Origin of the sequence: Lonsdalea iberica (assembly GCF_002111585.1) — a bacterium.
Lineage (GTDB): Bacteria > Pseudomonadota > Gammaproteobacteria > Enterobacterales > Enterobacteriaceae > Lonsdalea > Lonsdalea iberica.
The window spans coordinates 45,656-68,476 of record NZ_LUTP01000013.1 but is presented as its reverse complement, the minus strand read 5'-3'; the positions used below and the strand labels follow the sequence as shown (position 1 = coordinate 68,476).

The following is a 22,821-nucleotide window of genomic DNA, read 5'->3' as shown; positions in this document are numbered from 1 at the left end:
TTACGTAATTTTATCGCTTTGCCCACAAACGGCGGTTTTCTCGCCGATTCTCCTTTCAAAGTTTTACCCTTGCTCTCATTACCTTAAGTTATGTGACCTATACTCATCCATGACAACGAATGATGAACAGCGTTAATGCTGATAAACCATATATGAGGGGAGTCTATGTCTAAATTAACTGCTATCGCGATTGCTTCTGTACTCGCTTTTGGCGCAGCTGGCTTTGCTAACGCACAGGACAGCAAACCAGCGATGTCGCATGGCGAGCACATGATGAAGCATCATGGCGCGGGCCAGGGGATGGAACATGGCATGATGTTCAAAGGCCTGAACCTGACCGCAGATCAAAAGCAGAAAATTCATGAGATCATGGAGAGCGCCCGTAAAGACGCGCCTCGCCCGGCGCCGGAAGACCGCAGCGCAATGCATGACGTCATCGCCGCCGATAGTTTCGATGCGGCTAAAGCTGAAAGCGTGGTAGACAAGATGGTAGAGGCCAGCAAAGCGCGTACGCTGAAGCATCTTGAAACGCAGAACAAGATCTATAACGTGCTGACGCCGGAGCAGAAAAAACAGTTCAACGCGAACTTTGAAAAACGTCTGGCTAAAGGCGAACACGCGCCTAAGCCTGATAACGCGCCTAAAGCCGAACAATAACCATCGGCTCGTCAACCGCCGGAGTGACGTTTCGTCGCTCGGCGGTTTTTTTTGCCTGTCGTCTCACGCTTGATCCGCAGATGGCGGTTTTTTCGCGTTGCTGACGACATTGATGCGCGGTACGCCTTGACCTTTCCCCCGATGACAGGGGATATGTTTTTCTTTCTCCCACCATGATGAGGTCCTAGATTATGAAACATCGTCACTGGCTGTTAGTGGGTTTTCTTCTGGCTCCGTTAAGCGCGTTGGCGGCTGAAAGCATGCACAACGGTAACCACACGTCCAAGGATTCAACGGGTTTTGAGCAGGCTTATCAGCAAGATATGGACGACATGCATCGCGATATGATGAAAAGCATGTCGGTCCAGAACCCGGACGCCGCCTTTGCACAAGGCATGATCGCACACCATCAGGGCGCGATCGCGATGGCGAAAACACAGCTGCGATTCGGCAAAGATCCCGAGCTGCGTAAATTGGCGGAAGACATCATCAAGGCGCAACAGCCGGAAATCGAACAGATGCAGAAATGGCTGGAGCAGCACCCCGGCCAATAGTTGATGAGACCAGACGGACCGGGTGCGTTCCGTCTGTCTTTGCCGGGCTAATAGGTCACCGTCACGGTAACCGTGTCGCTGTAGGCTCCCGCCGGTACATTGCTCTGATTCGGGTTGATTTTCGCGGTGTAGCTGATGTTTTGCGAGTTTCCCGATCCCGTCGCGCCGTAGTCATTCTCGCTTGTCCACTCGGTGCCGTCCGATCGGTAGAACTGATATTGTAATGAGTAGGTCGAGCCATTGATGAGCGCGTTCATCTGGCGCCAATTACCGCTGCCGGCGTTAAGGCTGGTGAGGCCGACGGTGTAAGTGGCGTTGCGCGTACACCGTACGCTGAGCGCATTGCTGATGGCGGAAAAACTACTGGGAAGCGCTTGGGTGCCGAAGTTGACGTCCGGCGCGCTGTCGATATAGCAGTCGTTGGTGACGACCATGGAGACCGGGACGACCGATGTGTCCGTCCCCGTGGTATAGGCGCAGACGCCCAGCACTCCTACAAAGCAGATTTTGTAGTACCAGGACAGAGTAATGTTATCGGTATAGGTGCCTGCGGCCACATTAGAGCCTGTCGACGTCCTCAGATAGATAGGCAGCGACCCGTCGCTGGAGTTGAACAGCCCCAGCAACCCGAGCAGCGTGGTGCTGCTCCATTTGATGGTATCCCCAATCGGATAAGTGGCGCTGCAGCCGGAGTCCTTGCAAATGGAGTAGGGGATGTATTCGCCGGTACTGGCGTTATACAGCTGCGGCGTGGAGCCAGAGGCGTTGCTGGTCGACGAAATGGTGGCCGTCACGGTGTTGGTGCTGATCAGTGAGAGCAGGCTGCCAGAGCAAGTAAATCCGCTGCCGGATTCCACCGTTTGCGCGGTGCTGGCGAGCGAAAATGAACTAATGGAGCCGAACGACGAGTTGCTGGACGACGAGCTACAGCCGGCATAGGCGCTGGACAGACCCGCCCCCCCCAATAACAGCATCATAAGTAACCGAAACATAGTCATGTTATTTATCCTTCGAGGGCGCGGTATCGGCCCTTTTTTCCGACGCTGTACACACTTTCTCTCCCAGAATGGCGATGCCCGGCTTGTTATCCGGCAAATCGATATTCAATACGCAGGTACCGCTGTCTGAACGCTGAACGCGCAGCTGGATGTGTGGCGTCACCTGCTCCATGAACACCTGACCGTCATAACCGACGAGGGCGGTTTGTCCGCTGACGGTATCCGTGACGTAAGAGCCTACCGGCAGCGGCGCTTTCTTGTCGTCCACCAGATTGAGGTTGCACGAATGGACCTGCCTAACGTTGAATTTTACCAGCGCGCCGCTGCCTTCTTTGACTGCCACGCGTCGTTCTGTCTCGGGAGCATCAATCCCCAGAGGGAGTTCCAAGGTATCGATTTCAACGCGGGCCGGATAATAGGCGCTGACCCAGGGTACAAGGATGTGGCCGGTGTTGCTGGTTGTGCCTACATGCTGGTTTTCATATTTGACTGGAACATCGGGATAGCCTTCGGTACTGACGACGATGAAGGCGTCGTTAATCTTGTTGGCCGCGAAAAATGTGTTGTCCATATACAGTACCGAACCGCTTAGATCGCCCCAGTAGTTGTAAGCCGAGGTTGCGCCGTACATGCCTGCCTGATAAGTCGCTCGCTGTGTTTTCCAGGTCAAGCTGGCCTGTCGGTCGTGGCTGTCGCCGCCCGAGTAGGCGAGGTTCCACCCTAGACCGCCTTCTGTCGGCGTGGTGCGCGTCATAGATACGCGTTCGGTATATTCGTCCATCGAGTTTTTCTGCACGCTGGCGCTAGCGGAAATGCCGTTGTCCAGCGGAACGATCATTTGCAGGAGCGCACCGTAGCCGTGACCCCCGATGTTTTTATTCAATGAGAAATACATGCTGGCCCTATCCCAAATTGACCAGCTGTAGGAGAGGTTGGCCAAACGAGTTCGGGTATCGTCGTGCGCGCGAATGTCGAAATAGCCCAGTCCTAGCGTGCCGTTGCCGAGCCCGAAAGGCGTCGTACTGAAGGTTATCTGATCGGACTGTTTACTGAGGTGGCCGCCGCTGGAGGCCACGCTTAAATCCTGGTAGCGGGTACTGCGTTCGGCGTGCTGCGCCGCAATCCCCATCGTATTCGCATAATAGGAGTAGCCCACGACGTATTGCTCGCCTTGACCGTTGTCCTGACTATGGCTGTAGGCGCTGCTCAGCGTCCCCCAGTGGCCGATGGCGAGGTCGCCACCGACGCCGCCCAGCAGCAGATTTTCCGAGGTTTCGAGATGGCTCGACAGGGTTAGCCAGTTCGTCAGACCACGACGATAAATACCGCTTGCCGCCGACTGACCGTAATCCGCATCTTTCACGCCATAGTTGCGGCGCAAAATACCGAGAGAGACATCAAAGTCATCCAGTCCTTGACGTAACAAAGTGTTGGATACGTAAAAGGGGACGCTGGTGGAAACTTGTCGTCCCAGCGCATCGGTCGTGATGACCGTCGCTTCGCCAGCGCCATTGATATAGGGCACGTTGGTCAGGGTAAAAGGACCGGAATTCAACGAGGTACTGCTGGCCTTGTAGCCGTTGATAAATAGATCCACCGTACTCGGCAACGGGTTCGCCCCGGCGTACTGAATCAACGGGTAGGTGACAATATCCGGGCGTACTGCAAAATCGCGGCTAAATCTCACGCCGCCCATCCGCACTGAATTGCTCCAGGTTAGCGAATTACTGATGAAATCCCCCGCCTGGAAGGTGTACATATCGTCGATATCGTTGTAGCGCCAAAAGGTGTCGTAGCGCAGGTAGCCTTGGTTGCCGCTGTCGGTTTCAGTGTGGCCGAAGTAGTGTGAATAGGTTCCCGTGTTGGAGATGAGGGCGTAATTGTTAAACAGCCGCTGTTCCAGCCAGGCGGTTACGCTTTGCGAGGACTGGTAGCCTTTGAAGTAATATGCATCGTAGTTAAACGCCAGGCCGGGCGTGCTCTGCGCTTTCGTCGCCTCAACCATCATTCCGCTGTTGGCCGACTGCTCTGGTAGCCACTCAAGTGGAACGGTGAGTTTTAACGACTGATTGCCGGCATCATAGTAAGCCTTCACCTCGGGGAGCGCGTTGACGTCGACCCATCCAGAGTGTTGCGTTCCGGTATGGATGTAGTTTTTGGCTAAAACGCCGGACTCCACCGAGAAGTGTCCGCGGTTGTACTGCACCGGAACCACCTGACGATCCGAAACGCCGTTCACAATCAACGTCAGGTAATACGTGGTGTTCTCGACGGCGGGCGCAGTTTGCGGCGGTTTGGGCAAATCGCCATACTCTTGCGCCGCGGCCGGCGGCGCGCCATACGCTAAAACGAGGAGGGGGATGACCTCGATATGGCGCCGCAGCCAATATCCATGGCATGAAATAAGCATTCTGTTCCCTCATTAAGGCGCGGGGCTGATGAGCGTTGGCTGGCGGTTATCGGCTAGTTGGGCATAGAGGTGGCTCTGCATTGCGGGGCGTTTATTCGCAGGCAGCGGCCATCGGACCTCCTGGCCCGGAAGGACATAAGCGAAAAAGCCTTGAGCCAGCGAAATTGATGACTTAGTGGCGCGGGGCTTATCGCCGAAAAAGGTATTACTCAGGCGCGCGTGGACGATGCCGCTATTTTTGATGGCAAGCTCAGTCTGATCGCCTTTGTGAATGAGGCGCCAACTGAGTAATGGCCGGGTTAGCATCGAGTCGTCCGCATGTTTATTTTTGGGCGGCTTGAGCTTGATGCCGTCGCCGGTCATAAACAACGGCAGCAGATAACGCATCTGCAGCTTTAGTCCCGACTGTGTTTTATCGGCGGTGTTGAGCGTCGGAATTTCATCGATCACGATGCGATAGGTGCGTTCAGTTTGCGGCGCCACGGAGATCGTTTTCATGAGTCGGATCATCTGGCGCTGATTAGGCTGGACGGTGGCGAAAGGTGGGCTGGCGATAGCATCGGTCTGATTCGCGTAGCGATCCTTGCTGTCCTGCTGTTGCCAGGCTAGCACGCGGATCTGAAGCGTTACCGGCGATGAACCGCGGTTCTCCAGCCAGAGGGCGGATCCCTTTTCATCCGACTCGATGACCTGATAAATAGGCCAGACCAGCACGGAGCTTGCCGCCAGTACGGAAGAAGTGAATAAACCGAGCAAAACTGCAAAGAGCGCCAAATGCCATTTTGTGAGTATTTTTTCCATTTTATTTATTTTCAATAAGTGAGAGTCACTGTAACCGTGTCCGTATAGGTGCCTGCCGAAGGTTGGGTGGTGGATGAAAACAGGCGGCCATAGACCGGATAACTTTGTGTACCGCTGGGAAAGGAAGAGACGCCATAGGCCTGGGCACCGGTTCCCCAGACGACGCTGCGTCCGGCATCTTGATAGAGTTGATAGGCAATGGTATCGCTGCTGTTGCTCCCTACCATGTAGCGTGATGAACTGTTTCCGCCGTTTACCCCGAAGTCCATCGCGATACTGATGGCGAGCCCTGGCGTGCAAGTCACGACAATGGAGCCGCCGCCGGTCGTGCTGGTCACGTCAATATTGCTATCTAAAGAGGCCCTTTCGCCGAAGTTCAAAGTGCCTAAACTGGTGGCCGAGCTTTTGGCGCTGTTGCCAAAGACACAACCGCTGTCAATGACTGCCGCTACTGTAAACTGTTTGCTGACGCTACTGGCCGGGGTACAGGGAGATACAAACAGGCTGGTGAAGAGCGGCATCCACTGCCATAAACGCTTCCCCAAACTTGCTTTAATAATGAATCTCAATGCGTCTCTCTTTGGCTGCATGTATTACCAGGACAGTGTGGCTGTCACAGTATCTGTATAAGTACCGGACGCCGGCGCGGTAGTAGACTGATCCGCCGGAGAAATACGGCCATAAATCGGGATGTTCTGCGCGCTGCCGTCGGCATTTAGAGACAAAGAGCCGTTAATTGCGATTTCTGAGCTACGCCCGCTGTCGGAGTACAGGTGGTAAGGAATGACGGTGCTGCCGCCGTTGGATGACAGATTACGAACCGAGGAAGTACCGTATAGGCCGCCATCTAAAGCCAAAGAAGGGGACAGACCATTACTGCAGGTGATGGACACGGTGCTGCTGCCATCTTTACCGATAACGGTACCGTTGACGGCGTTGGTCAAGTCGGCGTATTCACCAAAGTTCAAGGTTCCCCATTCGTTCGTGCCGCTGGACGAACTATTGTTGGAAACCGTACAGCCTTCACCGATGGTCAGTTGAACGCCGATCTCTCCGGTCAATGACCCCGTAGCCGCATGAGCCGCACCAACAAAAGATAACGTCAGCGCAGTGCTCAGCAGTGAAAGAGCGAGAGGACGTACTGTTTTCATATTATTCCTCAGTCATAGGTGACCACTCCTTTATATGTATCCTTATAATAAAGAAACATATATAGGTAGGGTAATTGAAATATACAGCGCTTGATATTATAAATGGCAAGCGACGATAGACATTAATCAATTAAATGCTAGGGTATTAATAACCCTGAATTCATTATTAGTCGAATGAACTTGCCTGCTTCTCCTATCTTAATGAGATATATTAATTCAAATTATAGGGGCTTTAAGTACTAAGCCAAATTTAGAAGTTAATTAAATTTAATGTATCGTTTAAGGCGGTGTTATCGATTTTATGTGCTGGTTTTTTGATCTTTTTTGGTTCAAAAGACTAAATTTTAGTGTGGGATTAGTGTTGTAACTCCCTTGGGTTTTTTCTTTTAAAACGCAGTCTAGCGGCCTTTCCGCTACGCATAAAATAAATACTATTCGTTATAGTATTGAGATAAAAATAGTTAGGTTCGGGCATCAATTGTTCTGCTTAAATAATATGAAGTTCACAAGTCTAGATGACTATAAGATAAACCTCCCTGTCTTCCCGTTATTAAATCCATAGATGATTACGGAATATCAGTTATTTAATGATGGAAAGGTGTCAAAAGACACCCTAAGTAAATAAAAATGGGGGGGGACGTATTGTCCCAATACATAGTAAAGTCAATTCGGCATTTATACGCAGCGATAATGGGTCAGGACTCACAGCCGCTGTTTTAGCCAAACGGGCAGAATTGCACGGCGCGATGCTCGATTTTATTCAGCCAGGCAGGCCGATGCAGACGGATTTATTGAGTGATTAAACAAAACGCTACGAACAGAAATACACGATATGTCTCTGTTCAGAACACAGCCAGAAGTCCACGAGCTGACAGAAAACTGGCTCATAGAATATAACGAAGAATGTCCGCATAGCTCACTGGGTGATATGCCACCTGTTATCTATACGAGGCAGAAACTGGCCGGAGATCCTCATCGACGGTGGCACCATAAGCCGGAGGGACTACATATTCTCCCAGCCTTCACAACTCATTAGACACAGCTAAAAAATAGGCGTGTTCGAGATTCATGGTTCGGGGCGATACGTAGTTAACGTGTTTGGTTCGAGAAAATTATCCCTCAAGCCTTTTGGCTCGATATGCAGCAAACAACTGAGCGTTCTACCGATAACCAGCGGCGTTCCCATACACTCAGCAGCCCAAAGCACTGCGCTTTTCCGTTTTTCACCGTCACGTAGAGTTATACCGTGGGGGGCAAACCAGAGATGCACAAGATCGGACAAACGCCACTTGTCTTTCTCATCCTCAAGCCAGGCAGCATCTTCAATTTTATGCAGGGTGTAGGTTTCAAAGGCAAGCGCTTCGCCTTTTGATAAGAATCTTTTAGGGGAGCGCTTGCCTTCATTGCCGTTACTTCGGTCAACAGTAGATAAATCAGCTATCCATTGCCCATCGGCTTGTTTAAGAACAGGCATATTTAATCGTTCAAAATACGCTGTTTTTGTGTTTGAAATTCTTCCTCAGTCAGAATTCCGTCTTCTTTCATTGCAGCTAATTTCTTAATTTGTTCAATTTTTTCATCAAAAGAAATCGAAGGTTCATTCGGCTGTTTCGATGATTCTTTTTGGTTATTTCGGGTTTCGTTTACTAAGTTTGTAAAAGGAATAACAGACTCTTTCATTATATTTTTTATAGTGTAGTTCTGGCCGCTAGTAGAAATGAGAATTTCACCTAGAAGTATTCCTGTCTTTCCACCCACACTAACGATATTGCCTAGATTGACATCAATCTGCTTAATCCCATAGAACATACCCTTATCTAAAAAGATGACACGCTTATTTGTCAGTGTAATCAACCATGTGTTGCCATCCATTGCTCCACTTGCTACCGCTAAAGGTGTTTCACCTTCACTAAGTATTTCAGGGAGATGAAAAAACTCTTTCTTGGTAGCGAACGGCACATCTGATACTACAGAGCATAGTCGTTTCATTTCTGCTTTCAGTTGTTCTTTTGATGCTGATTTATAGTCAAACATTGTCATTCCTTAGTTATTTTATTGTTATTTAAACTCCGCCAAGCATGATTATATCTCAGTCCAGTAATTGCAGTTAATACCGTTTTTTACAAATCGCAACTTTTGCTAAGATTAAGCAGACTTCAAACTGAAATTAACCCTGTTGGGGCTTGAATCGTCATTCGTGCTTAAAGCAAGGTTGAGCCATTTATCGCCGTTGCTGAATGAAGAAAAAATAGGCGTTTTTATTTCTTAGAGAGGATTAACCATCCTCTCCAATGGTTACTTCGAATCTTTGAAAAGTGGTAATCCTTGCGATTTTCGCCATTCTTTTATGTATTTAGTAACACCATCAGGGGTGCATTGGTCATCTTCAAGTGTGTAAAAGAAAAGATCCGAAGCGTCAGGGTGAGATGTTATTTTTTCAAAATGTTCAAGTAATTCATCAAGTTTTTCATCATTTTCTGCGATATTTTCACGGAAAATACCGTTTATAAATAACTCAAATTCATGTTCGGTATAGTCACTTAAGTTATTTTTTATACACATGATTACTTCTCCCTGTGAATACACTTTTTGCTGCTGTGATATCTTGTCTGGGATGACGACCAACATATAAAGTCTTAGGGTGTATGGGGGCTGACAGTGATTTGTCAGCCCTACATAATCATTTTGAGTCTTTAAATAACGGGAGGCCTTTCGATTTTCGCCACTCTTTAACAGCCTGGACTACACCCTCAGGACTATCCTCACGGTCATCTGGTGGATAATAAATTAAGTCAGATCCATCTGGATGTTCAGTCAATCTTTTGAACTCAAGGACATTTGCGACATCCTCTTTCTCTGTAGTCCCGTCGACATTAAATATTTTATGAACAAACTCTAAGAATTCTTTTTCTGTATAGTCGTTGATAGATTTCATGTCATTTACCTCTATGAATTTCAATATGTCGTTTAGGGGTTACAACTCTGATGTTGTCAATATTATAAACTTCACCCTCTTCACTTATAAGTTTAACATGATGAAGCTCATACTTAATTCTACCGCCGACTTGTTCAACTTCTTTTGGCGATGGTGCTTTGCCGCTTTTAATATTACCTAAGTTACCCCGTTTAAACTGGATAAATAACTCAGGAACATTGGCAACTGCAAACCAAAATGCTTCTCTGAATGCGTCAAATGTTTTGAATTCTCTTCCACGTAGTTTATCGGCAACTTGTGCCGGTATTGGTGCGCCCAGTCCTGAACTGGCGGTGTCCAGCCATTTCCCTTCGCCGGCCAGGACTTCTCCTTGTCCAGTCACGACGCCGGGTTCATCTCTTGCTGTCGATTTCAGGTAAACATAAATCGGTTTTATGCCAGCGTCCGCCGGGAATACCAGTATCCAGTCATTGAAGTCTTGCTCATCCGGCATCGGGAACGGCGGAGTTGTTGTTTCCTCTGCGCTGTCCGGGATCGGGTGTACCAGGATGGTTGGTTGATCGATAGGGGCGACCGGCGTCTCTGTCTGCGATATTGGCTCAGAGCCCTCCGGATTGGCGGGCGTCCAGGTGATTTTGGGGCCGTCGACGCCCGGTGCGGGCGTAAATTCATAGCGGCTTTGCTCGGGTTTCCACACCATATTCGCGACGCGCACACCTTCGTACGGCGTGCCTTCGCCGGTATGCACGCCGTAGACCTGCATATTACCGTGAATGTCGGGACGCCAGAAAAAACGCACGCGGGTCGTAGCGGTTTCTCCTGCCCAGCCTTTCTGCCGTAGTGTGTCTTCCAGCCAGTGCTCATCACGTCCCGGTACCTTGTCGCTACCTTCGCCAACGGCAGGGCTGTACAACGCGGAAAACAGCACACCGAGTAAAGGCACCGTAGTTGATGCTGCCAGTGTGCCTTCAGTCAATGTCACTTGCCCCCAAACCTGCGTCATCGTGGTGACGGCGGCTCGGGTTGCTACCGTGTTTCCGGCAGACATCGTAGCCACGGGAACCGCGGCAGCGGCAACTGGCGTGATGGCTGATTTAGCCAATGGCGTCGGCGTTACTGCTATTTCCTTTGAGGACATCAGGTAATAAAGCGTTTTATACCAGGCTCCGAGCCAGTGAGTTGAACAGGTCTTGATGCCGCGGTCGGTTCAGTCAACTGAGAGGTTTTTTTCTTCTTCGCAGCTTGCGCGTGCTGCACCACCGGTTTGTTTACGTGAGGGTGATGATACCCACAGCAATCGTCGACGACGGGCTGAGCAAATAACGCCATCTGCCCAAAGTTATCAACCGTCTCTTTCTCCGTTCCCGCGTCAGTACAGCCTTCACCGCGCAGGCAGGATTTCGCAAAAACCGGCGGGATGGTCAACATAGGCGATAAAGCGAGGAGCGGATCACGCCGCTGGGCGGATTGTTGCGCACAGCCAGCAACCGGAGATTGATAGGGGGTATCCCCGATAATGACGTTACTGCTTCCGGTCACTATATTGCCACCGCAGTTGATATCGTCGCCGATACGGGCGGCTTGCTTACCGTTAATGATGACGGTGGAGGAACCTGCGGCTATCTGACGCGGATGAAGACCGTGGGGCATATTGGGGCAGGGGCAACCGTGGAGCTGAACGGCGTCACCTTGTCGTGCGGCGGGCTGGCCATTGATGATAACGTCCTGACTACCTTCGACGACGGGAGTAGCTGGAAAACACGCGTGACCACTGCCTATATCGTTGAGACGGGCGGCTCCCGGCATAGTAACAATCCTTTTACTATAAAATTAACAATATCAATAGAATAGGGTGTTGTGTCGGAAAGGCTTGAGCCGTCCTGGCATAACCGGCGATGTTACATCATAGACCGATGATCAATTATTACACGGCTACCTATGTCCTGCCAGGGTGTCATGATTAAACGCTGCTGCGGGGTGTTGCCCGTTTTGCCAAACCGCCGCCTATGCCAAGAACAGCTGCTCTATCTCACGTGAAACGAATGGACTTTATCACCAGTGCCAGAATGTTAATTGTGTCGCCACCTTTGTGAGTCATGAAACCGTCATGTGCTAAATCGTTGCTCCGGGGTTGATGAACATACTTCTCCGCATTCATCAAATGATGGCCAGGGGCATATGAATTTCTGACAAATGAATTCGCTACTTTGCTACGGCGGGATGTTTATTGGTCTGGGGAAATTACCTGCTGCCATTTTGCTGCCCATCTATATTCAAGCAACAAAAAAACCACTCTGGTTAAAGTGGTTTAATTTCATAGTTTTAAAGCTTAAATTTGGTGGCCCCTGTTGGGTTTGAACCAACGACCAAGCGATTATGAGTCGCCTGCTCTAACCACTGAGCTAAGGGGCCAGCGGGTGCTGATTATACGTTACCCTTTATAGGTAGGTCTATAGACGTACGGCCAGGTGGCGGTTTTCTAGACAGGGCTAGCCTGTTGTTATTATTGCTGGAATTTGTCATAAACATTCGGGGTAACATAACGAGGTTGAGATGATTACGGATATTCTGGCTCCACATCTGCAGGTGGTTTTCTGTGGTATTAACCCGGGGCTTTCAACGGCTCATCACGGCTATCATTTCGCGAATGCCAACAATCGCTTCTGGCGGGTGATTTATCTGGCGGGATTTACCGATCGCCAATTGGCGCCGGAAGAGGAAACCCTCCTGCCGGATTATGGCTGCGGAATAACCATGCTAGTGGAAAGGCCCACCGTGGAAGCCTTAGAGTTGGCTCGCCACGAACTAAAGCAGGGTGGGGAGCGATTACGTGAAAAGATCATGCGATTTCAGCCGCGAGCGCTCGCTGTGTTGGGCAAGCAGGCCTATTCTCAGGCATTCGGTCGAAGTAAAGTGGACTGGGGTCAGCAAAATATCTCTCTGGGAGAGACTCAGGTGTGGGTTTTGCCGAATCCGAGTGGCTTGAATCGCGCGACGTTGGAATCGCTGACGGCATCCTATCACGAGCTATATCAGGCGTTGCATGCCTAGCGAAGGTGAGGAAATAAAGGAAACCCGGTCGGAGGAAGGATGCCAGCACCGCCATTAGCTGCCAACCGGGTGATGATGACTTAGTGGCTAAGCTCTGCCTGGGCCTGCTTCAGGCCATGGCGCGCCTCTTCCAGTTTGGCGGTTTTCTTACTCACTTTATCCGCTTTCCCAGACTGTTTAGCCTCCTGAACTTCGCGTTCGAGCTCCTGAACCTTGCGCTGCTTCTCATCGACGTTTTGCTGACGCTTATGGAGCAGCGCACTATCCGTACAGTTCGCCTTCGCTTCTTTCAGCGCTTTTTCCAGTCCGGCAACGCGGTTTTGATTACCGTGCGCCTTGGCCTGCGAAATTTCCTGCTCGATGTTGTGCTCTTTTGCCTGACAACCGCTCAGTGCGTGGTTGGCGGCGAAGGAGGAAAAGGTGAGTAATGCCGCAAGAGCGATGCCTGCGTTGAGGTAGTAGGTTTTCATCTGTTTTTGCCTGTATGTCTGTAGGAAGGGTAAGTATAGGATCGGCTTGCCGACCCTATACTTAAACAGACAGGATTAGTCGTCCAGGAAGCTGCGAAGCACTTCAGAACGGCTGGGGTGGCGCAGTTTGCGCAGCGCTTTAGCTTCAATCTGACGAATACGTTCACGTGTGACGTCAAACTGTTTGCCGACCTCTTCGAGCGTGTGGTCGGTGTTCATGTCGATACCGAAGCGCATACGCAGCACTTTCGCTTCGCGTGCCGTCAGGCCAGCAAGAACGTCGTGCGTTGCGGAGCGCAGGCTTTCAGACGTGGCTGAGTCCAGCGGCAGCTCCAGCGTGGTATCTTCAATGAAATCACCCAGATGCGAATCTTCGTCATCACCGATTGGTGTTTCCATCGAAATCGGCTCTTTGGCGATTTTCAACACTTTGCGGATCTTGTCTTCCGGCATCAGCATACGTTCAGCTAACTCTTCCGGCGTCGGCTCACGACCCATTTCCTGCAGCATTTGACGTGATATACGATTGAGTTTGTTGATAGTTTCAATCATATGCACCGGAATACGGATGGTGCGCGCCTGGTCGGCAATGGAACGGGTGATGGCCTGACGAATCCACCACGTGGCGTAAGTTGAGAACTTGTAACCACGACGGTATTCGAATTTGTCTACGGCTTTCATCAGACCGATGTTCCCTTCCTGAATCAGATCCAGGAACTGCAGGCCACGGTTGGTGTATTTCTTAGCGATGGAGATCACCAGACGCAGGTTCGCCTCAACCATTTCTTTCTTGGCACGACGCGCCTTCGCTTCACCAATCGACATACGACGATTGATGTCTTTGACTTGTTCGATCGTCAGTCCGGTTTCTTCTTCGATCTGCTGCAGTTTCAACATGCTGCGATGAACGTCGTCCTGCACTTCGCGCAGTTTTTCGGACCATGGTTTATTCATGGCCAGAGCCGCATCGAACCACTTATCGTTGGTTTCGTTGCCGCCAAACAGCGTCACAAAGTTTTTCTTCGGCATTTTGCACTGCTCGATGCAGTACTTCATGATCAGACGTTCCTGCGTACGCACGCGATCCATCATGGTGCGCATGCTGTTGACCAGGAAATCGAACTGTTTAGGTACCAGACGGAACTGTTTGAAGACCTCGGACAGATTTAGAATTTCCAGCGCGGCCTTGGCATGACTGCGACCGTTGGCCTTGATGGTTTGACGGGTCACTTCATACTGATCGCGCAGCTCGGTGAATTTCTGGCGAGCCAGTTCTGGATCGATGCTGTTGTCGTCATCGCTGTCGTCATCGTCATCGTCGTCATCGCTATCTTCGAGTTCTTTGCTAGGAAGCTCGGAGCCCACGTGAGTCGCGGTAGGCGCGATGTCTTCTTCCGCATTGGGATCGACGAAGCCAGTGATCAGATCGGACAAGCGGCTTTCGCCTGCTTCAACGCGATCGTACTGATCCAGCAGATAAGTGATGGCTTCCGGATACTCGGCCACAGAGCACTGAACTTGGTTAATACCATCTTCAATGCGTTTGGCGATATCGATTTCACCTTCACGCGTCAATAGTTCAACGGTACCCATTTCACGCATGTACATGCGCACTGGGTCGGTCGTGCGGCCAATTTCGGATTCAACGCTGGATAACACCTGCGCAGCTGCCTCTGCCGCATCTTCGTCTGCGTCATTGGTATTTTCTGCCAGCAGAAGATCATCTGCATCCGGTGCTTCTTCCATCACCTGGATGCCCATGTCATTGATCATCTGGATGATGTCTTCGATCTGGTCGGAGTCGATGATATCTTCCGGCAGATGGTCATTGACCTCAGCATAGGTCAGGTAGCCTTGCTCTTTACCACGGGTGACAAGAAGCTTGAGCTGTGACTGCGGGTTTTGCTCCATAAGACGGTATCCACACTTCAGAGTATTTGGGTTGGTGTCGGTCAGCGTAATCGCTGACAATAACAGTAGGGGTTTTTGCTATCGCCGCAGCCCCCGTCACGGCACTCTGTAGGGTTCAACCCTACTATTCATCGGCAATTAAGCCTCGGTAATCAGTTTTTTCTTGTAAGGGCCAGCTGCAATGACCAGAGTTCCTTTCGTTCTTCCGCGCTGAGCCCATGTGTTCGGTCTCGGGCTATCAGTGTGTCCAGACGAAGCTGCAGCAATTGATCGTAAAGTTCAGCCAGGCTAATCCTGAATTTTTCCTCGATCTCCTCATCTACGATCATATGGTTCCAGGCGGCCATGGTTTCAAGCTGTTTGCGATATTGACTGTCGCGATATCTTTCCAACAACAGCCCCATGCTCATGCCTGGACTTTCATTGCAGGTCTGAACCAGATCGAGGAATAAGCCCAGTCCCGCCATTTTACTTTCGTCACTGCCTTCCAGAGCCAGCTCAGGCACCTCGGCCGCCAGCCGGGGGTTTTGTACTAAAAGTCCTATCAGTATACGCATAGTTGTGACTTTTAGCCGTGGAGGCTGATAAGACGATGAGTGCTCCGTCGTCTTAGGCATCAAACGATCAAGCTGGGAATCATCCAGCAATCCCAGTTTTTTGCCCAACTGCTGGCGCAAATACAACCGCAGCGTCTCGCCCGGCACCTGACCGATCAGCGGCAGCGCCAACGTGCTCAGCTTGGTGCGGCCATCCGGCGTGCTCATGTCGACCTGCTGCAACAGCGTGTCGAACAGGAATGAAGATAGCGGCATTGCCTGTTCGATACGCTGCTCAAAAGCGGCCTTTCCTTCTTGCCTCACCAGCGTGTCCGGGTCTTCGCCATCAGGTAAAAACATGAACAGCAGTTGGCGTCCATCGTCCAAATAAGGCAGGGCGGTTTCCAGCGCGCGCCATGCCGCATCCCGCCCGGCTCTATCACCGTCGTAACAGCAGACAACACGGTCGGTGGCGCGGAAGAGCAGCTGAATGTGATCAGCGGTCGTTGACGTCCCCAGCGAAGCCACGGCATAGTCAATGCCGAACTGCGCCAGAGCGACGACGTCCATGTACCCTTCAACCACCAATAGCTGTCTGAGCTCGGGGTGTTTTTGCTGGGCTTCATACAGGCCGTAAAGCTGGCGACCCTTATGAAAGATTTCCGTTTCCGGCGAGTTAAGGTATTTGGGAACACTGTCCCCCAATACTCGACCGCCAAAGGCGATAACGCGTCCTCGTTTGTCCCGAATAGGAAACATAACGCGTTCGCGGAACCGGTCGTAAGTGCGCCCTTGATCGTTAGTCACCAACATGCCCGCATCGTTCAGCGTTCTTTTATCTTCGCTGCTGCGGCCAAAACGTTTTAACGCGTTATCCCAACCGGGCGGCGCACATCCAATCGCAAAATGCCTGATGATGTCGTCAGTTAGACCACGTTTCGCCAGATAGGTTTTGGCTGGGGTGCCGGCGGGCTGATGTAGAGTCTGTTGGTAATACGCGCTTAATTGTTCCATCAGCTCGTACAGACTTTGCCGCTGATGACGTTCAAGCTGAGTGGGCCCTGAACCGGCCTCGTAAGGCACCTCAAGGCCGTGCATGGTCGCCAGTTCTTCAATGCTTTCAACAAACTCCAGCCTGTCGAAATTCATCAAAAAATCGATGGCATTACCATGGGCGCCGCAACCAAAGCAGTGATAGAACTGCTTGTCGCCGTTAACGGTGAACGAAGGGGTCTTCTCGTGATGAAATGGACAACACGCGTGATAATTCTTGCCCTGTTTCTTCAGCTTCACGCGCGCGTCGATCAAGTCGACGATGTCGGTGCGAGCCAACAGGTCACCAATAAATACGCGTGGGATTCGTCCAGCCATAAGCCCCTGATTCATAGCTTATAAACGACAACAAGCCGCGCATTCCTTTCGGAAATGCACGGCCTTCGTATGCAACTGCTAAGTCTGCGGATTAATCACGCGATCGGAGGCGGCACCTCCTAAAATTAATACAGACGAGTGCGGCGTGCGTTTTCTCGAGCCAGTTTCTTCGCGTGGCGTTTTACTGCAGATGCTTTAGCGCGTTTACGTTCAGTAGTCGGTTTTTCATAAAACTCACGACGACGAACTTCGGCCAAAACTCCTGCTTTTTCGCAGGAACGCTTGAAGCGACGCAGAGCTACGTCGAACGGCTCGTTTTCACGTACTTTAATTACCGGCATGTGCCTCTCACCTCAATAAATTCGGTTTGTCGCTGACCTGGTGCCAGCCTTTTCAAAATGGTGCGGAATTCTACTGCAACTACGAGGCTGTTGTAAAGCACTGCGGCAATAACAAACCTCGCGGTCTTATGTCCACGCTCAAATGGGAGCGCTTATGGTAGACTATTCGCCGCTTGAAGCAAGCCGCTTGTTAACCGTAACCGAGAGTGAAAAACAGCAATGCGCGTATTGGGTATTGAAACGTCCTGTGATGAAACGGGAGTCGCGATTTATGACACTGAAGCCGGTCTGCTGGCAAACCAGCTCTACAGCCAGGTAAAACTGCACGCGGATTATGGCGGTGTGGTCCCTGAGCTGGCTTCACGCGATCACGTCCGTAAAACCGTACCCTTGATTCAAGCGGCATTGCAGGAAGCCGGGATGCAGCGTAAAGACATCGACGGGATCGCCTATACCGCGGGGCCTGGATTGGTCGGCGCGCTGCTGGTTGGCGCGACGGTCGGGCGCTCCTTAGCATTCGCGTGGGATGTGCCGGCTATCCCGGTACATCATATGGAAGGGCACCTGCTGGCCCCCATGCTGGAAGAGAATCCTCCGGCGTTTCCCTTTGTTGCGCTTTTGGTCTCTGGTGGGCACACCCAGTTAATCAGTGTGACGGGGATCGGCGAATATCGCTTGTTGGGTGAGTCAATCGACGATGCGGCTGGAGAAGCGTTTGATAAAACGGCCAAGCTGCTGGGACTCGATTATCCCGGCGGCCCGCTGTTGTCAAAAATGGCGCAGTCCGGGCAGGCTGGACGCTTCACTTTTCCACGGCCTATGACCGACCGACCTGGGTTGGATTTCAGTTTTTCCGGGCTGAAAACTTTTGCCGCAAACACTATCCGTGCACAGGGCAACGATGAGCAGACCCAGGCGGATATCGCACGTGCATTTGAAGATGCGGTGGTGGATACGTTGGCGATCAAGTGCCGACGTGCGCTGGATGACACCGGATTTAAACGACTCGTCATCGCCGGCGGAGTCAGCGCTAACCGTACGTTGCGGGAGAGGCTGGCCGAGGTCATGGCTAAACGCGGTGGCGAAGTGTTTTATGCCCGTCCCGAGTTCTGTACGGATAATGGCGCGATGATCGCCTACGCAGGCGCCATCCGTCTGCAGCAAGGTGGGGAAACGTCATTAGGTGTAACGGTGCGGCCGCGTTGGCCGCTGGCGGAGTTGCCGTCTCTCTAAGGCGGCTTAGAGTTCTTGTTCGAACAAAGAGAGAATGGCTTCGTAGAGCTGCTTCACGCTGAACCCCTTTGCCGGGGTAGTGAATATGGTGTCATCCCCGGCGATTGTCCCGAGAATCCCCTCCGATTTTCCCAGAGAATCCAATAGACGAGCGATGAGCTGTGCAGCACCCGGGCTGGTGTGAATGACGACGACGGATTCATTAAAGTCCACGTCCCGCACCAGATTCTTCAAGGGACTGGATGTGGTCGGCACGCCAAGTTCAGCGGGGAGGCAGTAAACCATCTCCATCTTGGCGTTACGCGTACGAACTGCGCCAAATTTGGTGAGCATCCTCGACACTTTGGATTGGTTAATATTTTCAAATCCCTCGTCCTGCAATGCCTGCACAATCTCGCTCTGAGAACTGAATTTTTCTTCTTTTAATAGCGCATTGAACGCCTTAACCAAATCTTCTTGCTTAGTTGAATGACGCATTTGGCTGCGGTCCATCAAAGTTATTCATGGCTATATTATGCGGTTAAATGAATTTTTATGCAATGTAGGCGCCTAACCAATCGATAGAATAGGCATGGGTAAGGAAAAAGTTGCTAGTCGAAAATAAAAATGGAGAATGTGCGCCTACTCACACAAAGGTGATCGTGGTGTTACGCAAATGCTGCGCGTTGTTATTTTTTTGCCATGATTAATCTGTATGTGTTCAGGTAATGAACAGGATGAATTCTGTCTGGCATAGCGTCCTATTACTTTAATTACCTTAGTTACAATTTTGTAACCTATGTGGATTTTAATTTATTATGAGCCTCGATGCGCTCTCGACGCGTTGATTGGCTGCCTGATTCTACTTTTTATTATGAGCACGGACGTTTGTAACGAAACAAATCCACGGCATATTTAACTAATGATAATAAAATAAGGAATTTAAGATGAAAGTTGCTGTTCTTGGAGCCGCCGGCGGTATCGGTCAGTCTCTGGCACTTCTTCTCAAAACCCAGCTTCCTTCAGGCTCAGAGCTATCGCTTTATGATATTGCGCCCGTAACGCCAGGTGTTGCTGTAGATCTAAGCCATATACCCACCGCGGTAAAAATCAAAGGTTTTTGCGGTGAAGATGCGACTCCCGCACTGAGTGGGGCTGACGTCGTTCTCATCTCCGCCGGTGTTGCTCGTAAGCCGGGCATGGATCGTTCTGACCTGTTTAACGTGAATGCCGGCATCGTCCGTAACTTGGTTGAACAAGTCGCTCATGTTTGCCCTAACGCCTGCCTTGGCATTATCACCAATCCGGTAAACACCATCGTGGCGATTGCCGCAGAAGTGTTGAAAAAGGCTGGGGTTTATAATCGAAACAAACTCTTCGGTGTCACCACGCTAGATATCATTCGTTCCAATGTCTTTGTCGCCGAGCTCAAAGACAAGCAACCGCAGGACATCGAAGTGCCTGTGATTGGGGGACACTCCGGCGTGACTATTCTGCCGTTGTTGTCGCAGATTCCTGGACTCAGCTTTACCGAACAAGAAGCGGCTGAGCTGACGGATCGCATTCAGCACGCGGGCACGGAAGTCGTTGAAGCCAAAGCCGGAGGAGGCTCTGCTACCTTGTCTATGGGGCAGGCAGCCGCACGTTTCGGCGTCTCTTTGGTTCGCGCGTTGCAAGGCGAAGGCGATATTGTTGAATGTGCTTACGTTGAAAGCGATAGCGAATACGCCCGCTTCTTCGCTCAGCCGTTGTTACTGGGCAAAGAGGGCATTGCCCAACGTATGCCTATTGGTTCTCTGAGCGACTTCGAGCAGCGTTCTCTGGACGAGATGCTGGAGACGTTACAAGAAGACATTGCGATGGGCGTCGCCTTCGTCAATAAGTAGCCGTTACTGGTACGTCTAACACTTGAACAAAAAGCCGGAGAATTCTTTCTCCGGCTTTTTGTTCACTGCGGCCGAATCAATTTTTTCCGATCGATCAGTTCATTCGTTTCAGGATTGTAGTACCGACTGGGCCAAATTTCGGCAGGATGAACCCCTAACGCGTCCGCAATCAGCCACTCTCCTTTCGGCCATGGGCGAGATATAGCATTAGCAAGCGTGGACGAACTTAATCCGGCAGACCGTGATACCGCGGCAAGGGTGGTACCTTTTTTCTTCAACGCCGCGATGATATCAGCAGGGTGCCAGTCATGTTTCCTTGAATTCATAATCCTTCCCTTAGTGCTATAAGACGACAGTGTATTAGTGGTATAACTAACGAATTGGGTTAAATGGTTTCATTAACTAAAAAACCATTATTTGGAAATAATATATCATCAGTTTTCTAATTATTTCCAAATTAATTTCCCAATAAATCTTTTTTTGTAATGAGTAGCACTATCGGGATGAAATGGACATGAAAAAAGAGTGGTTTGCGACCAGCGAGTTGGTTGGCATCGGCGGACTCCCTAAATCACGGCAAGGATTGAATAAACGTGCCCGAGAAGATGGTTGGGAAAAACGTCGCAGAAAAGGTGTGCAAGGGCGTGGAGTTGAATATTCTATCCACAGCTTGCCCGAATCTGTACAGCAGTCTTTATTGCTGATGCAGGAGACACCCGGAGAATATTCAGCGAAGCCATCGGATATGCTACCGGTGTGGATGCAGATATATCAGCAGCTTTCAGTCTCTGAACGCGAAAAGTTGATTAGCTACATTATGCGGGAAGGCGTCTATGCGACTCTTAAACAGTTAGGGTTGTACGCTCCCTCTACCTCACCCATTACAAACGAGACCTCTGAATGATCTTCCTGCCATTCCTGTTGCAGGAATGGCAGCGATTCTTGTGCTTATACCTTCTTTATCTACCCCCTGGCTTCACGTTTTATAGTGCGTTAACGCATTACGACTCTTCTTATGCTTAATGATTAGAGCTTTCCTTTATGTTGATCTATTATGTGGAAACTTTATGTAATCTTGTTGTCTACTCTCGTCCTATTGGGAATTGTTAAGCATGGAATGTCAGGCCAACGCGGAGGGATATATGGATAAGAAGTGGTTTGCGACTAAAGAATTATTGGGTGTGGCTGGATTACCAACGTCCAGACAGGGACTGAATAAGAAGGCTAAAGAAAACGGCTGGGAGAAACGGCGTCGTAAAGGCGTTCAGGGGAAAGGCGTGGAATACGCTATCTGGAGCTTACCTGATAGCGTTAAGCATTCGCTGATGATGGAGGAGTCACCTGCTCCAGAGTACGCCACACCGGCAGAGACTGAGTTATTGACGACGTGGATTCAGGTTTATCATCAATTAACGGGAAGCGAACGCACGCAACTGATAAACCACATTCTGCATGAAGGCGCTCTGGCGATGTTGGCTCGGCTGGGCAGCTCGCCGCAAGCGAGCGATGCCCAAAGGGAGGATCAGAACTCTCGCTGAACGGCCATGTGCGCCAACCCTTCCAAGGCAAGGCGATAAGGGGTTTCTGGCAGACATTGCAGGACGCTGATGGCTTTGTCTGCTTCTTCTTCCGCTCGCTGGCGTGTGTAGCCGAGAGAGCCGCACTTCTGCATCGCCGTAAGCACCGGGGTCAGCAAATGACGGCCATTGCCGTGTTCAATCGCCTCACGGATCATAGCGCTTTGTTCTGGGGTGCCATGACGCATGGCATGCAGCAGCGGTAAAGTAGGTTTGCCTTCGTTAAGGTCGTCACCGGTATTTTTGCCCAGCGTCTCGCCGTCAGCGCTGTAATCCAGCAAGTCGTCAATAAGCTGGAATGCGGTTCCCAAATAACGTCCGTAGTCCCTTAACGCTTTCTCTTGCTCAACGGTCGCGCCGGCCAGAATAGCGGAAGACTGAGAGGCGGCTTCGAATAGGCGTGCCGTTTTGCTATAAATCACACGCATGTAGCTGTCTTCGGTGATATCAGGATCGTTACAGTTCATCAACTGCAATACCTCGCCTTCTGCGATGACGTTGACCGCATCGGACATCACTGTGAGAACCTGCAACGAACCAAGCCCTGTCATCATCTGAAAAGCGCGTGTATAGATAAAGTCGCCGACTAAGACGCTGGCAGCGTTGCCAAAGGCGGCATTTGCTGTTGCTTTTCCCCGACGCATGTCAGATTCATCGACAACGTCGTCGTGCAGCAGGGTAGCGGTGTGGATGAATTCAATTAACGCCGCAACGGTAACGTGCTTGTCGCCCTGATAGGCTAAAGCTCTGGCAGCCAGAACAGCAATCATTGGCCGAATACGTTTCCCACCGCCGCTGACAATGTAATGGCCCAACTGATTGATAAGCGCGACATCGGAGGACAGATGTTCCAGGATAATCGTATTAACGGCGGACATATCCTGGGAGCTCAACGCTGTGATTTGTTCTAGATTCATTGTTTCTGCCAGCTGATTTCTTCAACGCTATCGCCGTACTGAT

At 50.8% G+C, this 22,821-nt stretch carries 23 protein-coding genes, 1 tRNA gene and 4 pseudogenes; 9 read left to right on the top strand and 19 right to left on the bottom strand.

The window, feature by feature from the left end:
• The first annotated feature begins 165 nt into the window (after nt 1-165).
• Nucleotides 166-657, top strand: a complete 492-nt coding sequence (gene spy, locus AU511_RS07225) for an ATP-independent periplasmic protein-refolding chaperone Spy (RefSeq protein WP_094109239.1) — start codon at nt 166-168, stop codon at nt 655-657.
• 191 nt (nt 658-848) lie between these two features.
• Nucleotides 849-1,211, top strand: coding sequence for a CopM family metallochaperone (copM, locus tag AU511_RS07220; protein WP_094109238.1), 363 nt, complete (start codon nt 849-851; stop codon nt 1,209-1,211).
• Between the two features lie 47 nt (nt 1,212-1,258).
• Here copM and AU511_RS07215 read toward each other — a convergent pair whose 3' ends face one another.
• From AU511_RS07215 to AU511_RS07195, 5 genes are all read right to left on the bottom strand, one after another.
• Entirely contained in the window at nt 1,259-2,209 is a 951-nt protein-coding gene (locus AU511_RS07215; RefSeq protein WP_100059652.1) for a Csu type fimbrial protein, read from the bottom strand.
• 1 nt (nt 2,210) lies between these two features.
• Entirely contained in the window at nt 2,211-4,619 is a 2,409-nt protein-coding gene (locus AU511_RS07210) for a fimbria/pilus outer membrane usher protein (RefSeq protein WP_094109237.1), read from the bottom strand.
• Between the two features lie 12 nt (nt 4,620-4,631).
• Nucleotides 4,632-5,420, bottom strand: a complete 789-nt coding sequence (locus AU511_RS07205; RefSeq protein WP_094109236.1) for a fimbrial biogenesis chaperone — start codon at nt 5,418-5,420, stop codon at nt 4,632-4,634.
• 11 nt (nt 5,421-5,431) lie between these two features.
• Entirely contained in the window at nt 5,432-5,941 is a 510-nt protein-coding gene (locus AU511_RS07200) for a Csu type fimbrial protein (protein ID WP_094109235.1), read from the bottom strand.
• Between the two features lie 72 nt (nt 5,942-6,013).
• On the bottom strand, nt 6,014-6,571 hold the full coding sequence (locus AU511_RS07195) for a Csu type fimbrial protein (RefSeq protein ID WP_094101738.1): 558 nt from the start codon (nt 6,569-6,571) through the stop codon (nt 6,014-6,016).
• 671 nt (nt 6,572-7,242) lie between these two features.
• On the opposite strand from AU511_RS07195, the pseudogene AU511_RS07190 reads away from it, so the two are divergent.
• A pseudogene (locus tag AU511_RS07190) lies at nt 7,243-7,607 on the top strand (integrase core domain-containing protein); the annotation flags it as partial.
• Here AU511_RS07190 and AU511_RS07185 read toward each other — a convergent pair.
• From AU511_RS07185 to AU511_RS17920, 6 genes and pseudogenes are all read right to left on the bottom strand, one after another.
• A pseudogene (locus AU511_RS07185) lies at nt 7,597-8,045 on the bottom strand (phage integrase); the annotation flags it as partial. The pseudogenes AU511_RS07190 and AU511_RS07185 overlap by 11 nt on opposite strands.
• A gap of 2 nt (nt 8,046-8,047) precedes the next feature.
• On the bottom strand, nt 8,048-8,605 hold the full coding sequence (locus tag AU511_RS07180; protein ID WP_094109234.1) for a PH domain-containing protein: 558 nt from the start codon (nt 8,603-8,605) through the stop codon (nt 8,048-8,050).
• A gap of 261 nt (nt 8,606-8,866) precedes the next feature.
• Nucleotides 8,867-9,199, bottom strand: a complete 333-nt coding sequence (locus AU511_RS07175; protein WP_338037535.1) for a bacteriocin immunity protein — start codon at nt 9,197-9,199, stop codon at nt 8,867-8,869.
• A 52-nt stretch (nt 9,200-9,251) separates the two neighbouring features.
• Nucleotides 9,252-9,506 carry a bacteriocin immunity protein gene (locus tag AU511_RS07170; protein WP_094109233.1) on the bottom strand — a complete coding sequence of 85 codons (255 nt, stop codon included), beginning with the start codon at nt 9,504-9,506 and terminating at the stop codon, nt 9,252-9,254.
• A 1-nt stretch (nt 9,507) separates the two neighbouring features.
• On the bottom strand, nt 9,508-10,554 hold the full coding sequence (locus AU511_RS17925) for an S-type pyocin domain-containing protein (RefSeq protein WP_338037534.1): 1,047 nt from the start codon (nt 10,552-10,554) through the stop codon (nt 9,508-9,510).
• Between the two features lie 236 nt (nt 10,555-10,790).
• Nucleotides 10,791-11,312: pseudogene (locus AU511_RS17920) on the bottom strand (PAAR domain-containing protein); the annotation flags it as partial.
• Between the two features lie 187 nt (nt 11,313-11,499).
• On the opposite strand from AU511_RS17920, the pseudogene AU511_RS07155 reads away from it, so the two are divergent.
• Nucleotides 11,500-11,622: pseudogene (locus AU511_RS07155) on the top strand (ogr/Delta-like zinc finger family protein); the annotation flags it as partial.
• A gap of 220 nt (nt 11,623-11,842) precedes the next feature.
• On the opposite strand, the gene AU511_RS07150 reads toward AU511_RS07155, so the two are convergent.
• Nucleotides 11,843-11,918 (bottom strand) — tRNA-Ile (locus tag AU511_RS07150).
• A gap of 141 nt (nt 11,919-12,059) precedes the next feature.
• Between AU511_RS07150 and mug the strand changes: the two genes are divergently transcribed.
• Entirely contained in the window at nt 12,060-12,557 is a 498-nt protein-coding gene (gene mug / locus AU511_RS07145; protein ID WP_094109232.1) for a G/U mismatch-specific DNA glycosylase, read from the top strand.
• A gap of 80 nt (nt 12,558-12,637) precedes the next feature.
• On the opposite strand, the gene AU511_RS07140 is transcribed toward mug, so the two are convergent.
• The 4 genes from AU511_RS07140 to rpsU all read right to left on the bottom strand — a co-directional run bounded on the left by AU511_RS07140 (nt 12,638) and on the right by rpsU (nt 17,186).
• On the bottom strand, nt 12,638-13,027 hold the full coding sequence (locus AU511_RS07140) for a DUF1090 domain-containing protein (RefSeq protein ID WP_094109231.1): 390 nt from the start codon (nt 13,025-13,027) through the stop codon (nt 12,638-12,640).
• A gap of 75 nt (nt 13,028-13,102) precedes the next feature.
• Nucleotides 13,103-14,938 carry an RNA polymerase sigma factor RpoD gene (gene rpoD, locus AU511_RS07135; RefSeq protein ID WP_094100658.1) on the bottom strand — a complete coding sequence of 612 codons (1,836 nt, stop codon included), beginning with the start codon at nt 14,936-14,938 and terminating at the stop codon, nt 13,103-13,105.
• A 152-nt stretch (nt 14,939-15,090) separates the two neighbouring features.
• Nucleotides 15,091-16,845, bottom strand: a complete 1,755-nt coding sequence (gene dnaG, locus AU511_RS07130; protein ID WP_094109257.1) for a DNA primase — start codon at nt 16,843-16,845, stop codon at nt 15,091-15,093.
• A gap of 125 nt (nt 16,846-16,970) precedes the next feature.
• Entirely contained in the window at nt 16,971-17,186 is a 216-nt protein-coding gene (rpsU, locus tag AU511_RS07125) for a 30S ribosomal protein S21 (protein WP_001144069.1), read from the bottom strand.
• Between the two features lie 219 nt (nt 17,187-17,405).
• Between rpsU and tsaD the strand changes: the two genes are divergently transcribed.
• Nucleotides 17,406-18,419 (top strand): tRNA (adenosine(37)-N6)-threonylcarbamoyltransferase complex transferase subunit TsaD, encoded by a 1,014-nt coding sequence (gene tsaD, locus AU511_RS07120; protein ID WP_094109230.1) that lies wholly within the window; start codon nt 17,406-17,408, stop codon nt 18,417-18,419.
• Between the two features lie 6 nt (nt 18,420-18,425).
• Here tsaD and argR read toward each other — a convergent pair whose 3' ends face one another.
• Nucleotides 18,426-18,896, bottom strand: coding sequence for a transcriptional regulator ArgR (gene argR / locus AU511_RS07115; protein ID WP_026739621.1), 471 nt, complete (start codon nt 18,894-18,896; stop codon nt 18,426-18,428).
• 449 nt (nt 18,897-19,345) lie between these two features.
• Here argR and mdh point away from each other — a divergent pair, with 449 nt between their 5' ends.
• A complete protein-coding gene (gene mdh / locus AU511_RS07110) occupies nt 19,346-20,284 on the top strand; it encodes a malate dehydrogenase (RefSeq protein WP_094109229.1) in 939 nt (312 codons plus the stop codon).
• 62 nt (nt 20,285-20,346) lie between these two features.
• Here mdh and AU511_RS07105 read toward each other — a convergent pair whose 3' ends face one another.
• On the bottom strand, nt 20,347-20,610 hold the full coding sequence (locus AU511_RS07105; protein WP_094100661.1) for a helix-turn-helix domain-containing protein: 264 nt from the start codon (nt 20,608-20,610) through the stop codon (nt 20,347-20,349).
• 188 nt (nt 20,611-20,798) lie between these two features.
• Between AU511_RS07105 and AU511_RS07100 the strand changes: the two genes are divergently transcribed.
• Nucleotides 20,799-21,188, top strand: a complete 390-nt coding sequence (locus AU511_RS07100; protein ID WP_094100701.1) for a DNA-binding protein — start codon at nt 20,799-20,801, stop codon at nt 21,186-21,188.
• A 238-nt stretch (nt 21,189-21,426) separates the two neighbouring features.
• Nucleotides 21,427-21,822: a DNA-binding protein gene (locus AU511_RS07095; RefSeq protein WP_094109228.1), complete on the top strand. Its 396-nt coding sequence runs from the start codon at nt 21,427-21,429 to the stop codon at nt 21,820-21,822.
• Here the strand turns inward: AU511_RS07095 and ispB are convergent.
• Nucleotides 21,807-22,778, bottom strand: a complete 972-nt coding sequence (gene ispB, locus AU511_RS07090) for an octaprenyl diphosphate synthase (RefSeq protein WP_094109227.1) — start codon at nt 22,776-22,778, stop codon at nt 21,807-21,809. The genes AU511_RS07095 and ispB overlap by 16 nt on opposite strands.
• Nucleotides 22,779-22,821: the final 43 nt, after the last annotated feature.

Bases quoted from the DNA above. Each gene is read 5' to 3' on its own strand.
- spy (WP_094109239.1), top strand. From the start codon at position 166: ATGTCTAAATTAACTGCTATCGCGATTGCTTCTGTACTCGCTTTTGGC.
- copM (WP_094109238.1), top strand. From the start codon at position 849: ATGAAACATCGTCACTGGCTGTTAGTGGGTTTTCTTCTGGCTCCGTTA.
- AU511_RS07215 (WP_100059652.1), bottom strand. From the start codon at position 2,209: ATGACTATGTTTCGGTTACTTATGATGCTGTTATTGGGGGGGGCGGGT.
- AU511_RS07210 (WP_094109237.1), bottom strand. From the start codon at position 4,619: ATGCTTATTTCATGCCATGGATATTGGCTGCGGCGCCATATCGAGGTC.
- AU511_RS07205 (WP_094109236.1), bottom strand. From the start codon at position 5,420: ATGGAAAAAATACTCACAAAATGGCATTTGGCGCTCTTTGCAGTTTTG.
- AU511_RS07200 (WP_094109235.1), bottom strand. From the start codon at position 5,941: ATGCCGCTCTTCACCAGCCTGTTTGTATCTCCCTGTACCCCGGCCAGT.
- AU511_RS07195 (WP_094101738.1), bottom strand. From the start codon at position 6,571: ATGAAAACAGTACGTCCTCTCGCTCTTTCACTGCTGAGCACTGCGCTG.
- AU511_RS07180 (WP_094109234.1), bottom strand. From the start codon at position 8,605: ATGTTTGACTATAAATCAGCATCAAAAGAACAACTGAAAGCAGAAATG.
- AU511_RS07175 (WP_338037535.1), bottom strand. From the start codon at position 9,199: ATGTTGGTCGTCATCCCAGACAAGATATCACAGCAGCAAAAAGTGTAT.
- AU511_RS07170 (WP_094109233.1), bottom strand. From the start codon at position 9,506: ATGAAATCTATCAACGACTATACAGAAAAAGAATTCTTAGAGTTTGTT.
- AU511_RS17925 (WP_338037534.1), bottom strand. From the start codon at position 10,554: ATGTCTGCCGGAAACACGGTAGCAACCCGAGCCGCCGTCACCACGATG.
- mug (WP_094109232.1), top strand. From the start codon at position 12,060: ATGATTACGGATATTCTGGCTCCACATCTGCAGGTGGTTTTCTGTGGT.
- AU511_RS07140 (WP_094109231.1), bottom strand. From the start codon at position 13,027: ATGAAAACCTACTACCTCAACGCAGGCATCGCTCTTGCGGCATTACTC.
- rpoD (WP_094100658.1), bottom strand. From the start codon at position 14,938: ATGGAGCAAAACCCGCAGTCACAGCTCAAGCTTCTTGTCACCCGTGGT.
- dnaG (WP_094109257.1), bottom strand. From the start codon at position 16,845: ATGGCTGGACGAATCCCACGCGTATTTATTGGTGACCTGTTGGCTCGC.
- rpsU (WP_001144069.1), bottom strand. From the start codon at position 17,186: ATGCCGGTAATTAAAGTACGTGAAAACGAGCCGTTCGACGTAGCTCTG.
- tsaD (WP_094109230.1), top strand. From the start codon at position 17,406: ATGCGCGTATTGGGTATTGAAACGTCCTGTGATGAAACGGGAGTCGCG.
- argR (WP_026739621.1), bottom strand. From the start codon at position 18,896: ATGCGTCATTCAACTAAGCAAGAAGATTTGGTTAAGGCGTTCAATGCG.
- mdh (WP_094109229.1), top strand. From the start codon at position 19,346: ATGAAAGTTGCTGTTCTTGGAGCCGCCGGCGGTATCGGTCAGTCTCTG.
- AU511_RS07105 (WP_094100661.1), bottom strand. From the start codon at position 20,610: ATGAATTCAAGGAAACATGACTGGCACCCTGCTGATATCATCGCGGCG.
- AU511_RS07100 (WP_094100701.1), top strand. From the start codon at position 20,799: ATGAAAAAAGAGTGGTTTGCGACCAGCGAGTTGGTTGGCATCGGCGGA.
- AU511_RS07095 (WP_094109228.1), top strand. From the start codon at position 21,427: ATGGATAAGAAGTGGTTTGCGACTAAAGAATTATTGGGTGTGGCTGGA.
- ispB (WP_094109227.1), bottom strand. From the start codon at position 22,778: ATGAATCTAGAACAAATCACAGCGTTGAGCTCCCAGGATATGTCCGCC.